Annotated in this window: 16 protein-coding genes; 6 read left to right on the forward strand and 10 right to left on the reverse strand. The window is 75.6% G+C overall.

Translation table 11 applies throughout. The features are described 5' to 3' along the window. Position 1: 1 nt before the first annotated feature. The 6 genes from Sya03_RS18885 to Sya03_RS18910 are packed head-to-tail and all read left to right on the forward strand — an operon-like array spanning position 2 to position 6,250. On the forward strand, positions 2–868 hold the full coding sequence (locus tag Sya03_RS18885; protein ID WP_203939651.1) for a carbohydrate ABC transporter permease: 867 nt from the start codon (positions 2–4) through the stop codon (positions 866–868). Beyond that, positions 868–2,037, forward strand: a complete 1,170-nt coding sequence (locus Sya03_RS18890) for an ABC transporter ATP-binding protein (protein WP_203939652.1) — start codon at positions 868–870, stop codon at positions 2,035–2,037. Before Sya03_RS18885 ends, Sya03_RS18890 begins: the two co-directional genes overlap by 1 nt. Then, complete coding sequence (locus Sya03_RS18895) at positions 2,034–3,143, forward strand: ABC transporter ATP-binding protein (RefSeq protein ID WP_203939653.1); 1,110 nt, start codon at positions 2,034–2,036, stop codon at positions 3,141–3,143. Before Sya03_RS18890 ends, Sya03_RS18895 begins: the two co-directional genes overlap by 4 nt. Beyond that, entirely contained in the window at positions 3,140–4,888 is a 1,749-nt protein-coding gene (locus tag Sya03_RS18900; RefSeq protein WP_203939654.1) for a dihydroxyacetone kinase family protein, read from the forward strand. Before Sya03_RS18895 ends, Sya03_RS18900 begins: the two co-directional genes overlap by 4 nt. Further along, positions 4,885–5,349, forward strand: coding sequence for a ribose-5-phosphate isomerase (locus Sya03_RS18905; protein ID WP_203939655.1), 465 nt, complete (start codon positions 4,885–4,887; stop codon positions 5,347–5,349). Before Sya03_RS18900 ends, Sya03_RS18905 begins: the two co-directional genes overlap by 4 nt. Before the next feature lie 25 nt (positions 5,350–5,374). Continuing rightward, positions 5,375–6,250: an alpha/beta fold hydrolase gene (locus tag Sya03_RS18910; protein WP_203939656.1), complete on the forward strand. Its 876-nt coding sequence runs from the start codon at positions 5,375–5,377 to the stop codon at positions 6,248–6,250. On the opposite strand, the gene Sya03_RS18915 is transcribed toward Sya03_RS18910, so the two are convergent. The 10 genes from Sya03_RS18915 to Sya03_RS18960 form a co-directional block, all read right to left on the reverse strand. Next, positions 6,190–7,152 (reverse strand): radical SAM protein, encoded by a 963-nt coding sequence (locus Sya03_RS18915; protein ID WP_203939657.1) that lies wholly within the window; start codon positions 7,150–7,152, stop codon positions 6,190–6,192. The genes Sya03_RS18910 and Sya03_RS18915 overlap by 61 nt on opposite strands. Positions 7,153–7,159: 7 nt before the next feature. Continuing rightward, positions 7,160–7,486, reverse strand: coding sequence for a hypothetical protein (locus tag Sya03_RS18920; protein WP_203939658.1), 327 nt, complete (start codon positions 7,484–7,486; stop codon positions 7,160–7,162). Positions 7,487–7,569: 83 nt separating this feature from the next. After that, positions 7,570–8,229, reverse strand: coding sequence for a TIGR03089 family protein (locus Sya03_RS18925; protein WP_203939659.1), 660 nt, complete (start codon positions 8,227–8,229; stop codon positions 7,570–7,572). Next, positions 8,226–9,719: an FGGY-family carbohydrate kinase gene (locus tag Sya03_RS18930; protein WP_239107673.1), complete on the reverse strand. Its 1,494-nt coding sequence runs from the start codon at positions 9,717–9,719 to the stop codon at positions 8,226–8,228. Before Sya03_RS18930 ends, Sya03_RS18925 begins: the two co-directional genes overlap by 4 nt. A gap of 68 nt (positions 9,720–9,787) precedes the next feature. Further along, positions 9,788–10,135, reverse strand: coding sequence for a peptidoglycan-binding protein (locus tag Sya03_RS18935; protein WP_239107674.1), 348 nt, complete (start codon positions 10,133–10,135; stop codon positions 9,788–9,790). A gap of 73 nt (positions 10,136–10,208) precedes the next feature. Continuing rightward, complete coding sequence (locus Sya03_RS18940) at positions 10,209–10,619, reverse strand: DUF732 domain-containing protein (RefSeq protein ID WP_203939661.1); 411 nt, start codon at positions 10,617–10,619, stop codon at positions 10,209–10,211. An 88-nt stretch (positions 10,620–10,707) separates the two neighbouring features. Continuing rightward, positions 10,708–11,139 (reverse strand): organic hydroperoxide resistance protein, encoded by a 432-nt coding sequence (locus Sya03_RS18945; RefSeq protein WP_203939662.1) that lies wholly within the window; start codon positions 11,137–11,139, stop codon positions 10,708–10,710. A gap of 56 nt (positions 11,140–11,195) precedes the next feature. Continuing rightward, a complete protein-coding gene (locus tag Sya03_RS18950) occupies positions 11,196–12,089 on the reverse strand; it encodes a pyridoxal-phosphate dependent enzyme (protein WP_203939663.1) in 894 nt (297 codons plus the stop codon). Positions 12,090–12,093: 4 nt separating this feature from the next. After that, positions 12,094–12,771 carry a nucleoside/nucleotide kinase family protein gene (locus Sya03_RS18955; protein ID WP_203939664.1) on the reverse strand — a complete coding sequence of 226 codons (678 nt, stop codon included), beginning with the start codon at positions 12,769–12,771 and terminating at the stop codon, positions 12,094–12,096. Beyond that, positions 12,768–13,631, reverse strand: coding sequence for a sugar phosphate isomerase/epimerase family protein (locus tag Sya03_RS18960; RefSeq protein ID WP_203939665.1), 864 nt, complete (start codon positions 13,629–13,631; stop codon positions 12,768–12,770). The genes Sya03_RS18955 and Sya03_RS18960 overlap by 4 nt, the downstream gene beginning before the upstream one ends. Between the last annotated feature and the right edge of the window lie 11 nt (positions 13,632–13,642).

Here is a 13,642-nt window from a genome sequence, read left to right on the forward strand (position 1 = left end):
CATGGCCACCGAGATCAAGCCCGGCCGCAAGCGGCTGACCCTCGGCAGCGTCGGCGCGGACCTGCTGCTCGTCTTCTGGTTCGTGTTCTCGCTGTTCCCGATCGCCTGGATGGTGCTGCTGGCGCTCAAGACCGACACCGAGCAGACCACCACCTACTTCGCCTTCAGCCCGACGTTCGACAACTTCGGCACCGTGATGAGCCAGCGCGGCACCGACCTGACCAGCGTCGACTTCGCCGGCGCCCTGGTCAGCAGCGTGCTCAACTGCGGCGGCGCGGTGCTGGTGAGCCTGCTCATCGGCATCCCCGCCGCGTACGCCGCCGGCCGGTGGAAGTACCGCGGCAGCGAGGACCTGATGTTCCAGATGCTGTCGTTCCGGTTCGCGCCGGAGCTGATGGTCGTCGTCCCGCTGTTCGTCATCTACAACCAGACCGGCCTGTTCGACACCACGTACGGCATGATCTGGGTCCTGCAGCTGGTCACCATGCCGCTGGTGGTGTGGATCCTGCGCTCGTACTTCCAGGACCTGTCGGCCGAACTGGAGCAGGCGGCGCTGCTCGACGGCTACACCCGGCGGCGCGCGTTCGTCATGGTGGCGCTGCCGCTGGTGCGCCCCGGCATCGCCGCCGCGGCCCTGCTGGCGTTCATCTTCGCCTGGAACAACTACGTCTTCCCGCTGATCCTCACCGACAGCAACGCCACCACGGTCACCGTCGCGGTCACCAAGTTTCTCGGCGGCGGCGGGCAGGCCTACTACAACCTCACGGCGGCGGCTGCGCTCATCGGCGCCCTGCCACCGCTGCTGCTCGCCCTCACCATCCAGCGCTACCTGGTGCGGGGCCTGTCGTTCGGGGCGGTGAAGGCCTGATGGCCACGCTGGAGATCACCGGGGTGACGACGCGCTACGGCAAGGTCGTCGGCGTCGAGGACCTGGACCTGTCGGTCGGCGACGGCGAGTTCTTCGTCGTGCTCGGGCCGTCCGGCGCGGGCAAGACCACGACGCTCAAGAGCGTGGCCGGGCTCGTCGACATCGACGCCGGCCGGGTGGCCATCGCCGGGCGCGACCTGACCGGCGTGGAGCCGTACCACCGCAACGTGGCGATGGCGTTCGAGAGCTACGCGCTGTACCCGCAGAAGACCGTCTTCGAGAACCTGGCGTCGCCGCTGCGCTCCGGGCGCACCGGCAGCTACTCGAAGGCCGACCAGGAGCGGCGCATCGAGCTGGTCACCACCACGCTCGGCATCAACCACCTGCTCCAGCGGTTCCCCCGCGAGCTGTCCAACGGCCAGCGGCAGCGGGTCGCGCTGGGCCGGGTGCTGGTGCGCCCCGCCGACGTGTACCTGCTGGACGAGCCGCTGAGCCACCTCGACGCCAAGCTGCGGGCGGCCATGCGCGCCGAGCTCAAGCAGCTCGGCGAGGAGTCCAACACCACCGCCCTGTACGTGACCCACGACTACCAGGAGGCGCTCGACCTGGGCGAGCGGATCGCCGTGCTGCGGCACGGCCGGCTCGTGCAGGTCGGCACGCCCGAGCAGATCTGGCGCGAGCCCGCCGACACGTTCGTCGCCAAGGCGCTCGGCCAGCCCGAGATCAACCTGCTCGACGCCGTCGTCGACGACGGCAGCCTGGTCGGCGCCGGCGCCGGCGGCGCGGTCGCGGTGCCGGTGCCCGCCGGGCTCGACCTGGCGGCGGGGGAGCGGGTCCGGCTCGGCATCCGGCCGCGCGACATCGACCGCGCCGGCCCGGACGACCGCCCCGCCCCGGGGCACCTCGCGGTCCGCGGCCGGGTGCACCTCGCCGAGCGGCTCGGCCGGCTCGTCGAGCTGGCCGTCCACGTCGGCGACACCGAACTGATCATGGTGGCGTCCAGCGACCACGCCGCCGAGGAGGGCGACCTGGTCGACCTGCACGTCGACCTGGCCGACGTGCACGTCTTCGCCGCCGGCGCGCCCGGCGAGGACACCCCGCGGCTCGGCGGGGGCGTCCCGCGGCAGCGCCGCCCCGCCGAGGAACCCGCCACCGGGAGGGCCCGATGACCACGACCACCGCCGAGCCGGCCTCGCTCACCCTGGAGAACCTGCGCAAGACGTACGTGGCGCGCGGGCGGGAGCCGTTCGAGGCCGTCAAGGGCATGGACCTGAAGATCCGGCCGGGCGAGCTGATCGCCCTGCTCGGGCCGTCCGGCTGCGGCAAGACCACCACGCTGCGGATGATCGCCGGGCTGGAGACCGTCACCGCCGGCAACATCAAGATCGGCGACCGGGTGGTGCAGGACCTGCCGCCGGGCAAGCGGGACATCGGCGTCGGCTTCGAGAGCTACGCGCTGTACCCGCCGCTCAGCGTCCGGGAGAACCTGGCGTACGGGCTCAAGGCGCGCGGCGTCAAGGGCGCCCGCGAGATGGTCGGGCGCATCGCCGAGCGGCTGGAGATGACCGAGCTGCTGGAGCTGCGCCCGGCGAGCCTGTCCAGCGGCCAGAAGCAGCGGGTCGCCCTGGCCCGGGCGCTCATCCGCAACCCGCGGGTGCTGCTGCTCGACGAGCCGCTGTCGCACCTGGACGCCGCCCAGCGCCAGCGGGTGCGCCGCGAGCTGAAGGTGTTGCAGCGCGAGTTCGGCTACACCACGATCGTCGTCACGCACGACCAGCTGGAGGCGCTGAGCCTGGCCGACCGGATGGCCGTGATGAACGCGGGCGTCGTCGAGCAGTTCGGCACCCCCGACGAGATCTACGACAACCCGGCCAACGTGTTCGTCGCCGACTTCGTCGGCGAGCCGAAGATCAACCTGTTCGAGGGCACGGTCGAGCGGCGCGGCGGCGACGTGCACGTGCGCGTCGGCCGGGAGGGCACGCTGCGCACCGCGGTCGGCGACGCCGACGACGGCCGCCCGGTCACCGTGGGCCTGCGCCCGCAGGACGCCCGCCCCGCCGCCGACGACGAGGCCGGCGTGCCCGCCGAGGTCGCCGTCTACGAGGACTTCATGGAGTTCGGGCTCGCCACCGTCGAGGTGGCCGGCGTGGACGGCCGGATCGTCGTGCAGACCCCGCACGGCGTGCACTGGCGCCGCGGCGACATCCGGCGCATCGCGGCCCGGCCCGACCGGGTCTACCTGTTCGACACCGACAGCGGGGGGCGGATCCGATGACCTACGTCTACAACAGCGAACGCGCCTTCAAGGACGACACGATCGACGGCCTGTGCGCGGCGTACGGCCGCTACCTGCGCCGGGTGCCCGGCACGTCGGCGGTGGCGTCGGTGAGCGCGCCCGAGCCCGGCCGGGTGTCGACCATCGTCGGCGGCGGCTCCGGCCACTACCCGTCGTTCGCCGGCCTGGTCGGGCCCGGTCTCGCCGACGCGGCCGTCTGCGGCGACGTCTTCACCAGCCCGTCCGCCGAGCAGGCGCACCGCACCATCCGGGCCGTCGACGGCGGCGCCGGGGTGCTCATGCTGTTCGGCAACTACGCCGGCGACGTCATGCACTTCGGGCTCGCCGCCGACCTGGCCCGCGCGCAGCAGGGCATCGACGCCCGCATCGTGCTGGTCACCGACGACATCGCCTCCGCGCCGCCCGAGCGGGCCGGCGAGCGGCGCGGCATCGCGGGCGACTTCTTCGTCTTCCGCGCCGCCGCGTCCGCCGCGCACCGCGGCGACAGCCTCGACGAGGTGGAGCGGGCCGCCCGGCACTGCAACGACGCCACCCGCACCATCGGCGTGGCGTTCGACGGGCTCACCGTGCCCGGCCGCGACGAGCCGCTGTTCACCGTCGAACCGGCCACGATGGTGCTCGGCCTCGGCATCCACGGCGAGCCCGGCATCCAGACCATGCCGCTGCTGCCCGCCGACGACCTGGGCCGGCTGCTCGTGGCCCGGCTGCTCGCCGAGCGCCCGCCCGCCGCCGACCGGGCCCGCGTGCTCGTCAACGGCCTGGGCCGGGTCAAGTACGAGGAGCTGTTCATCCTGTACCGGGCGGTCGCGGCCGCCCTGCACGAGGCCGGGGTGCGGCTGACCGAGCCGGAGATCGGCGAGTTCGTCACCTCCCTGGACATGGGCGGCTGCTCGGTGACGCTGGTGTGGACCGACGACGAGCTGGAGGAGCTGCTGTCGGCGCCGTGCGCCGCCCCGGGCTACAACCGGCCCGGGCCGGTGCCCGGCTTGGACGGCGCGCCGCGGCCGTTCGGGCCGCACGCCGCCGAGGTCGGCGCCGAGCTGCCCGTCGTGCCCGCCGGCGAGCTGGCCCCGTCCGGGCGCACCGCCCGCGCCGTCCTGGCGGCCATGGGCGAGCGCCTGCACGAGCTGGAGAAGCACCTCGGCGACCTGGACGCGGTGGCCGCCGACGGCGACCACGGCACCACGATGACCCGCGGCATGGACGCCGCCCTGCACGCCGCCGACCGGGCCGGGCCCGACGCGGCGGCGGTGCTGCGCGCCGCCGGGATGGCGTTCGCCGACGCCGCCGGCGGGGCGTCCGGCGCGCTGTGGGGCAGCGGCCTGACCACCGTCGGCGCCCTGCTCGGCGCCGCCGGCGACGACCGCCCCGGCGCGGTCTACCTGGCCGGCGCGTTCGAGGCCGCCCGGGAGGCGGTGATCCGGCTCGGCGGCAGCGTGCCCGGCGACAAGACCATGGTGGACGCGCTGGACGCGTTCGTCCGCGAGTTCCGCACCGCCGCCGACGGCGGCGCCCGCGTCACCGACGCCTGGTCCGCGGCGGCCGCCGCCGCCCGGGCCGCCGCCGAGGCGACGAAGGACATGCGCGCCCGCCGCGGGCGCGCCGCCCGCCTCGCCGACCGCAGCGTCGGCACCCTCGACCCCGGCGCGGTCTCCCTCGCCGAGTCCCTCACCGCCGCCGGCGCCGCCCTGCGCCAGGCCTCCACCCTCGGGACACCCTCATGACCCTGCGCATCGTGGTCGGCGCCGACGAGGCCGGCCTCGCCCTCAAGGACTCCCTGGCCGAGCTGCTGCGCGCCGACGACCGCGTGTCCGTGGTCGACGACGTGGGCGTGCACGACGCCGCCGACCACACCGCCTACCCGAACGTGGCCCTCGACGCGGCGCAGGCCGTCGCCGCCGGCCGCGCCGACCGGGCGCTGCTGGTGTGCGGCACCGGCATCGGCATGGCCGTCGCCGCCAACAAGGTCACCGGTGTGCGGGCCACCGTCGCGCACGACAGCTACTCCGTGGAGCGGTCCGTGCTGTCGAACAACTGCCAGGTCCTCGCCCTCGGCGCCCGCGTCGTCGGCCCCGAGCTGGCCAAGCACCTGGTGCACGAGTGGCTGGGCCTCACCTTCGACGAGAGCTCCGCGTCCGCCGAGAAGGTCGAGGTGATCAGCCGCTACGAGGCGGCGGACACCTGACCCCCGCGGCCGTAGGGTCGGGGGCATGACGACGAAGCAGACGAAGACCCTCGCCGTTGACGGCGCCGACCTGGTGTACGACGTCCGCGGGCCGCTGCCCCCGGCCGGCGGCAGCCCCGTGCTGCTCATGGTCGGCCAGCCGATGTCGGCGGAGGGCTTCGACGCGCTCGCCGCCGAGTTCACCGACCGCACGGTCGTCACGTACGACCCGCGCGGGCTGGGCCGCAGCGTGCGCACCGACGGCCGGACCGACAACACCCCGCAGCAGCAGGCCGCCGACCTGCACCGGCTCATCGCCGAGCTGGACGCCGGCCCCGTCGACGTGTTCGCCAGCAGCGGCGGCGCCGTCACCGCCCTGGAGCTGGTCGCCACCCACCCCGGCGACGTGGCCACGCTCGTGGCGCACGAGCCGCCGATCAACGCGGTGCTGCCCGACGCCGGGGCCGCCGAGCGCGCCCGGGGCCTGTTCCACGAGGCGTACCAGGCGAAGGGTCGCGGGGCGGGCATGGCCGCGTTCATCACGATGACGTCCTGGCAGGGCGAGTTCACCGACGACTACTTCGCCCAGCCGGCGCCCGACCCGGCGATGTTCGGCATGCCGGCCGACGACGACGGCACCCGCGACGACCCGCTGCTGTCGACGGCGTCCTGGGCCGTCACCGACTACCGCCCCGACCCGGCCGCGCTCGCCGCGTCCGGCACCCGCATCGTGATCGCGGTCGGCGAGGAGTCGGCCGGCACGTACACCGCCCGCACGGCGCTGGGCACGGCGGCGCTGCTCGGCCAGGAGGCCACGGTGTTCCCCAGCCACCACGGCGGCTTCCTCGGCGGCGAGTTCGGCTACGCGGGCAAGCCGCCGGAGTTCGCGGCGAAGCTGCGCGAGGTGCTGGCCGCGGGCTGAGCGGCCTCGGCCAGGCGGGACAGCGCGTCGGCCACGTTGACGATCCCGGTTCGGGGCAGGACGGCCACGAGGCGGCGCAGCGGTTCGCCGTCCCAGGCGTCGAGCAGCTCCGGCAGCGGGCGGTCGTGCAGGTTGCCGAGGGCGTACCGGCGGGGGAAGCCGTACCGGACCGGCGAGACCGTGCCGTCGGTCTCGACGACCAGGGGGTCGGGCAGGGCGCCGGGGGCGCGCAGCTCGGCCGGGGCCGCCGCGTCGACGTGGATGGCCAGGCCCGGGTGCCGGGCGCGCAGCCGGTCGGCCTCGGCGCGGGCGACCAGCAGCTCGACGGCGTCCGGTGTGGAGTGCGGCAGCTGGACGGCGGCGGCGCCGGACTGTTCCAGGGGGTGGACGTGCAGCAGGCCCGCGCCCTGGTCCGCCGCGAACGCCGCCGCCCACTCCAGCTGGTCGACGTTGTGCTGGGTCAGCGTCAGCACCAGCGCGAACGGCAGGCCCGCGCGGCGCAGCACGCCGAGGCCGGCGCGCATCCGGGCGAAGGCGCCGGCGCGGCCGCGCAGCGCGTCGTGGGCGGCGGGGGTGCCGTCGAGGGAGACGGCGACCGCGTCGAGCAGGGGCGCCGCCGCCCGGAAGCGCCGGGTGCCGAGCAGCAGGCCGTTGGTCACCATGCTGGTGGTCATGCCGGCCAGCCGGGCTGCCGCGAGGACCCGCGGCAGCCCGGGGTAGAGCAGCGGCTCGCCGCCCGACACGGCCAGTGCGGTGTACCCGCGTGCCGCCGCGCCCGCCACCGCCGCGGTCAGCAGCCCGGGCGTGAGCTCGTCTCGGACGCCCGGACCGGATGCGGAGTAGCAGTGCCGGCACGACAGGTTGCACCGCCGGGTCGGGTGGATCTGCAGCGCCGCGGGCACGGCAGGGTCACCGCGGCCCGGCGAGGTTCTCGGCGAGCCGGATGCGGCCGAGCAGCAGGTCCGGCTCGATGATGCCGTACGGGAACCAGTCGAGGTCGAACCGGACGCCGTGCTTGCGGCCCAGCCCGAGCACCCGCGCGGTGGCGGCGCCGGACCACTCGTCGTCGTCGGCCCGGCCCGCGAACACGAACTGCACGCCGGCGCCGCGCCGGGTCAGCTCCAGCGGCTGCGCGCCGTCGAGCGCCGCCACCAGGTCGGCGGCGAACTCGGCCGTGATGCCGTCCTGCTCGCTGAGCCGGGCGATCAGTGCCTCGGAACCTCGTGCCTCTGCCATCGGTACCTCCCTGCACGGTTGTCGTGACACAGGGGAGGAGGGGCGGCCGCGGGCGGCCGATACGCCGCTGCCGCCTACCCGACTCAGGCGAGCGCGGCGGCGGGGTCGGCGGAGCCCGCGACGATCAGCACCGAAGCGCCGGCGGCGAGCGGGGCGAGCAGCCAGGTGACGGGCTGCTCGTGGCTGTCCGCGCCGACGCGCACCACGTCGCCCGGCCCGAAGCCGCGCTGCGCCGCGATCTCGGCGGCCAGCGCGCCCCACTGCCGGTACGTGACGCCGTCGGGGCCGGCCGCCGCCCCGGCGGGCAGGTTGACCGCGGGCGGCCGGGCCGCCGCGAACGCGCGCACCTCGTCGTCGAACGAGCGGTAGCCGTCGGCCGCGCCGAACAGCGCGAACGGGTGCTCGGCCACGGGCGGCTGCTCCAGCCAGCTGGTGGCGCGCGCGGCGGCCACGAACGACACGTCCACCGGCGGCGGGGTGGCCAGCCCGGCGGTGGCCCAGCCCTGGTACGACACCTGCACGCCCGCGGCCCACGCGCCCAGCAGCACGGCGGCGGTCTGCCAGTGCGGCGGCGCGAGCACGGCGGCGGTGGCGTCCGGGCCCAGCCCGCAGCCGTCGGTGAGCAGGGCGGCCGTGGCGGCCGCGGCGTCGCCCAGCTCGGCCGCGGTCAGCTCGACGCGCTCGCCGGCGTCGTCGTCGACCCAGGTGAGCAGCGGGGCGCGGTGCGCGGCGACGTCGGTCACGGGGTCTGCTCCTGCAGGTCGGCCAGGCGGTGCACCTGGGTGCGCGTCGCCGGGTACAGCTCGGTGAACGTGTCGTACAACGCGTCGTAGACGGCCGCGGTGGCCGGGTCGGGGCGCACGGTGCCCGCCTGGGTGGTCCAGTCGGTCTCCGGTGCGACCGCGCCGGTGCCGACGGCGGCGAGCAGCGCCCCGCCGTAGCTGGCGCCGACCGCCTGCGCGGGCAGCAGCTGCTCGCGGCCGGTGACGTCGCTGACGATCTGCGTCCACAGCCCGCCCTGGGTGCCGCCGCCGACGGCCACGATGCGCCGGGCGGGCTCGCCCGCGGCCTCGTCGAGGCAGGACAGGATCTGCCGGATGGCCAGGGCGGTGCCCTCCAGCGCCGCCCGGTACAGGTGGCCGCGCCCGTGCCGCAGGGTCAGGCCGGCGATCACGCCGCGGGCGCGCGGGTCGTACAGCGGGGTCCGCTCGCCCGCGAAGTACGGCAGCATCACCAGGCCGTCGGCGCCCGCCGGCACCGCCGCGGCCTCGCGCACGAGCTGCTCGTACGGCGCCCCGCCGGTGACGTCGCGCAGCCAGCCGGTGAGGCTGCCCGAGGTGGAGGTGCCGGCCGCCAGGGTGAGCTGCCCGCGCTCGACGCCCGCGGTGGCCCACACGCCGGGGTGCACCCGCAGGCCGGCCAGCACCTGCACGAGGAAGACGGTGGAGCCGTACATCAGCATGAGGTCGCCGGGGCGGCGCACCCCGACGCTGTACGCCTCGGCCCAGGCGTCGACGGTGCCGGCGACGACCGGGGTGCCGGGCCGGAGGCCGGTCTCGGCGGCCGCGGCGGCGTGCACCGCGCCCGCCACCTCGCCGGGCCAGGCCAGCTCGGGCAGGGGCAGGTCGCCGGTGATGCCGGCCGCGACGTCGCGGGCCCAGTCCATGGTCCGCAGGTCGTAGAGCGGGTCGCACTGGCTGGCGGTCTGGTGGTCCAGCACGTAGGCGCCGGTGAGCTTCGCGACCGCGTACGAGCTGCAGCTGAACCAGCGGGTGGTGGCGGCCCACACGTCCGGCTCGTGGCGGCGCAGCCACAGCAGCTTCGGGCCGACGGCCTGGCTGGACAGCGCCTTGCCGCCGCGCTCGACGATGGCGTCGGCGCCGAGCCGATCGGTCAGCTCGGTGATCTCGGCGGTGGCGCGGCTGTCGATGCCGTACAGGATGGCGGGGCGCAGCGGCCGCAGCGCGTCGTCGCAGGCGACGAGGCACGGGCCGACGCCGCTGACGCACATCCCGGCGATGCGGTCGGCGCCGACGCGGCCGGTCAGCTCGCGGCTGAGCGCGGCGACGTCGCCCCACCAGACGGCCTCGGCGTCCACCTCGGCCCACCCGGGGCGCGGCAGGTCCATGCCGTGCGGGCGCGCGGCCTGGGCCACGACGGCGCCCGTGGCGTCGGTCACGATCCCTTTGCTGCTGGCCGTGCCGAGGTCGATGCCGAGGAACAGGTCGGGCACGGCCACCTCGCGGGGAGCGGAGCTGCAACGAGCGTCATCACTATATCCACGGACGGTGGCCGCGCGGGTCAGGCGGCGAGGTGCAGCGCGGTCAGCTCGCGGGCCTCGGCGGCGTGCCGGGCCAGCTGGTGCACGGTGCGCGGGCCGGCCACGCCGTCGTCGGCCAGGCCGGCGTGGCGCTGGAACCGGCGCAGCGCCGGGGCCAGGTCACCGTCGGCGCCGACGGCGATGCCGAGGTCGGCCAGCAGGCGGCGCACCGACGCCTCGTCGGCGGGCGGGGCGGCCGTGGCGTCCCAGCCGATCATGCCGCCGAGGGCCGCCCCGACGGTGCTGAGCATCCCGTGCATGGTCATCGCTGCCTCCCGGGCCGTCGTCGTCGAGATGTCCAGCGTGCGCTCGCGCGCTGCGCGGGACATCTGTCCACGGTCGGGTTCGCCGGGAACAGGTCGGCCGATCGGCCGACGGGGGAGACCCTGAAGGGAATGCGACCTAGAACTCGGTGGCGCGGGCGGCGTGCTCCGGGCAGGCCACGTCGATCGCCAGCTTGATCAGCTCGCGGGCGGTGGCGTGGTCGGTGGCCTCGGCGTCGGCCGTGTTCAGCGACCGGGTGGTCGCGACCAGGTCGTCGGCGGGGTCGCCGCCGGCCAGCCCGGTGCAGATGCCGGTGGCGAGGGCGGCGATCTCGTCGTCGGTGCGGTTCGCGGCCACGTCGGGCAGCGCCTCGCGGACGGTGGTGACGAACTCGCGGCCGTCGGTGACGGGCGGCGCGCTGGGCGAGTCGGACAGCACCGGCGCGGCGGTGGCCGGCGGCGGTCCGGGCGGCGGGTCCTCGCCGCAGCCGCTCGTCGTCAGCACCGTCAGCACCGCCAGCACCGCGGGCATCAGCCATCGCGCGCGCATCACGCCTCCCCGGGTCCGGATCACGGCGGCAGCGTAGTGGGCGGGCGGGGACGGGGCGGCGGCGGCGCACCGCCCCGTCCGGGTGACGTCAGACGAGGTTCAGGTCGACGACGATGTTGCCGCGGGTGGCGCTGGAGTACGGGCACACCTCGTGAGCGGCTTCGAGGGCCTTGGTGGCGGCGTCGCGGTCGGCGGCGTTGGGCAGTGCGACGTCGAGCGCGACGGTGAGGCCGAACGCCGGGCCGAGCTGGCCGATGCCGACGGCGGCGGTGACGGTGGAGCCCTCGACGTCGACGCCGAGCTTGCGGCCCACGATCTTCAGCGCGCTGTGGAAGCACGCCGCGTAGCCCGCCGCGAACAGCTGCTCGGGGTTGGTGAGCTCGCCGCCCGGCCCGCCCATCTCCTTCGGCACCGCGAGGTTGAGGTCGATGACGTCGTCGTCGCTGGTGACCGATCCGCTGCGGCCGTCGCCGTAGGCGGTGGCGCGGGCGGTGTAGATGACGTCGGGCTTGGTGGGCACGGGCGGCTCCGTTCGGTCGGTGACGCGGTTTGTTGCCGTGTCAACGATAGGCCGCCTCAGGCCAGCTCGGCCACCGACGGGTGCCCGAACAGCCCCGGCAGGCCCCCGGTGTGCAGCAGCACCGTGCGCCCCAGCCCGCCGGCGCGGGCGCGGGCGCGGGCGGCGAGCCCGGCCAGGGCCCGGCCGGTGTAGACGGGGTCGAGCAGCAGGCCCTCGGTGCGGGCGGCGAGCCGCACGGCGCGCGCCACCTCGCCGGTGAGGGTGCCGTACCCGGCGCCGACCCGGCCGGTGTCGATGTCCAGGGACCCGGCGTCGGCGCCGGCCAGGCGCGCCACGGTGGTGTGCGGGTCCGGCACGGCGCCCACGTCCACCCCGATGACCCGCTCGGCGCCGAGCCCGCGGACCAGGCCCGCCATCGTGGCCCCGGAGCCGACCGCCACCACCACGTGCGACAGGTCGGGCAGCTGGTCGAGCAGCTCGGCGGCGCAGGCGACGTAGCCCTGCACCGCCGCGGGGGAGGAGCCGCCGAACGGGATGACGTGCGGCACGCCGCCGCGCTCGCGCACCGCCGCGGCCTGCCGGCCCACCTCGCGCAGCGGGTCGTCGGCCCACACGACGGTGGCGCCGAGCAGGTGGTCGAGCAGCACGTTGCCGCGCGCGTCGTTCGGCGGGCGGCCGCGCAGCACCAGCACGGCGTCGAGGCCGAGCCGGGCCGCGGCGGCCGCGGTCAGCCGCGCGTGGTTGCTCTGCGGCGCGCCGGTGGTCAGCAGCGTCGTGGCGCCCGCCGCGACCGCCTCGGCGCAGGTGTGCTCCAGCTTGCGCACCTTGTTGCCGCCGGCGCCCAGCCCGATCAGGTCGTCCCGTTTGACGAACAGTTCCGGCAGGCCGAGCGCCCCGGCGAGCCGGGGCGCGGTCTCCAGCGGCGTCGGGTACGTGCCGAACGGGATCACCCGTTCAGACTACGGCGGAATCGGGCCGCGGGAGCACCGCGGCGTCGACGATCAGGTCGGCGGCGTCGCGGGTGGCGCCGACCAGGTCGGCGTTGTGCTGGTCGGTGCCGGTGGCCCAGGCGACGGCCGCGTCGCGGTCCTTGCCGAAGCGCTCGTGCCGGCCGACGAGGCGGCGCAGCCGTTCGGCGTCGTCCAGCTCGACGTACCAGACCTCGGTGAGCGCCGCGCGGACCTGCCGCCACGCCGGGTCGGGCAGCAGCAGGTAGTTCGCCTCGGTGACGATGAGCCGGGCCGCGCGCGGCACCGGGATCGACGCCGCGATCGGCTGCTCGATGACCCGCTCGAAGCCCGGCGCGTAGATCAGCTCGTCGGCGTCGTCGTGCAGGCGGCGCAGCAGCGCCGCGTAGCCCAGCGGGTCGAAGGTGTCCGGCGCGCCCTTGCGGGCCCGGCGGCCGAGCCGGTCCAGCTCGACGTCGGCCAGGTGGTAGCCGTCGCCGGGCACGTGCGCCACCCACTGCCCCGGGACCAGCCCGGCCGGCGGGTGCGGCGCCAGCGCCTCGACCAGCTTCTCGGCGAGCGTGCTCTTGCCCGCGCCGGGCGCCCCCGTGACGCCGAGGACGGCGCGGCGCCCGCCGTCCGCCAGGCCGCGGGCGCGCGCCACGAGGTCGGCGAAGCCCGTCATGCCGGTACGGCGCTCAGGTGGTTCGCCATGAAGGCGCGGGCGTGCCGGGCCAGGTCAGCGCCGTCACTCCACAGGTTGCGCCAGATGGCCAGGTCGTTGGACAGCCCCTGGGCGACCACCGCGGACGAGAACGACTCGAACGTGATCGGGCCGGTGTAGCGGATGTCGTGCAGGGCGTGGAAGAACGACGTGAAGTCGAGGTGCCCGGAGCCGAGGTAGCCGCGGTGGTTCTCGCCGATGTGGACGTAGCCGAGCCGGTCGCCGACCAGGTGCACAGGGCGCACGAGGTCGTCCTCCTCGATGTTCATGTGGTACGTGTCGAGGTGGATCGTGACGTTGTCCTCGCCGATGTCGTCGGCCAGGCGCAGGGCGTCGGCGGCGGTGTTGATGACGTTGGTCTCGTAGCGGTTGCAGATCTCCAGGCCGAGCGTCATGCCCTTGCCCTGCGCCTCCTTCGCCAGGCCGCTGAGCACGCTGACGACGTTGGCCCGCCCGGCGGCCGACAGTGGCCGGTCGTACTTGCCGAGCGCGCTGTAGAGGGCGCCGGTGAAGTGCCGGCCGCCGATCTCGGCGGTGATGGCGAGGGAGTCGTGCAGCAGGGTCTCGCCGCGGGCGACGACGGCGGTGTCCTCGCTGGACACGTCGGCGTCGAAGGCCAGCCCGCGGGAGCAGGCGACCTGCAGGCCGGCGGCCTCCAGCTGGGCCCTTGTGGCGGCCACGTCGAGGTTGAGCGAGTCGTGCAGGGAGAACTCGAGCAGGTCGAAGCCGGCGGCGGCGGTCTGCTCGACGGCGTGCGTGACGGAGGCGGGGGAGGTGTCGCCGGCCCAGACGAGGGCGTGGACGCCGAGGGGATTGGTCATGGGGTGTCCTT

It is taken from the genome of Spirilliplanes yamanashiensis, from assembly GCF_016863475.1.
Classification (GTDB): Bacteria; Actinomycetota; Actinomycetes; order Mycobacteriales; family Micromonosporaceae; genus Spirilliplanes; species Spirilliplanes yamanashiensis.

Coding starts and splice junctions, on each gene's coding strand:
- Sya03_RS18885 (WP_203939651.1), top strand. CDS start 2: ATGGCCACCGAGATCAAGCCCGGCCGCAAGCGGCTGACCCTCGGCAGC.
- Sya03_RS18890 (WP_203939652.1), top strand. CDS start 868: ATGGCCACGCTGGAGATCACCGGGGTGACGACGCGCTACGGCAAGGTC.
- Sya03_RS18895 (WP_203939653.1), top strand. CDS start 2,034: ATGACCACGACCACCGCCGAGCCGGCCTCGCTCACCCTGGAGAACCTG.
- Sya03_RS18900 (WP_203939654.1), top strand. CDS start 3,140: ATGACCTACGTCTACAACAGCGAACGCGCCTTCAAGGACGACACGATC.
- Sya03_RS18905 (WP_203939655.1), top strand. CDS start 4,885: ATGACCCTGCGCATCGTGGTCGGCGCCGACGAGGCCGGCCTCGCCCTC.
- Sya03_RS18910 (WP_203939656.1), top strand. CDS start 5,375: ATGACGACGAAGCAGACGAAGACCCTCGCCGTTGACGGCGCCGACCTG.
- Sya03_RS18920 (WP_203939658.1), bottom strand. CDS start 7,486: ATGGCAGAGGCACGAGGTTCCGAGGCACTGATCGCCCGGCTCAGCGAG.
- Sya03_RS18935 (WP_239107674.1), bottom strand. CDS start 10,135: ATGTCCCGCGCAGCGCGCGAGCGCACGCTGGACATCTCGACGACGACG.
- Sya03_RS18940 (WP_203939661.1), bottom strand. CDS start 10,619: ATGCGCGCGCGATGGCTGATGCCCGCGGTGCTGGCGGTGCTGACGGTG.
- Sya03_RS18955 (WP_203939664.1), bottom strand. CDS start 12,771: ATGACGGGCTTCGCCGACCTCGTGGCGCGCGCCCGCGGCCTGGCGGAC.
- Sya03_RS18960 (WP_203939665.1), bottom strand. CDS start 13,631: ATGACCAATCCCCTCGGCGTCCACGCCCTCGTCTGGGCCGGCGACACC.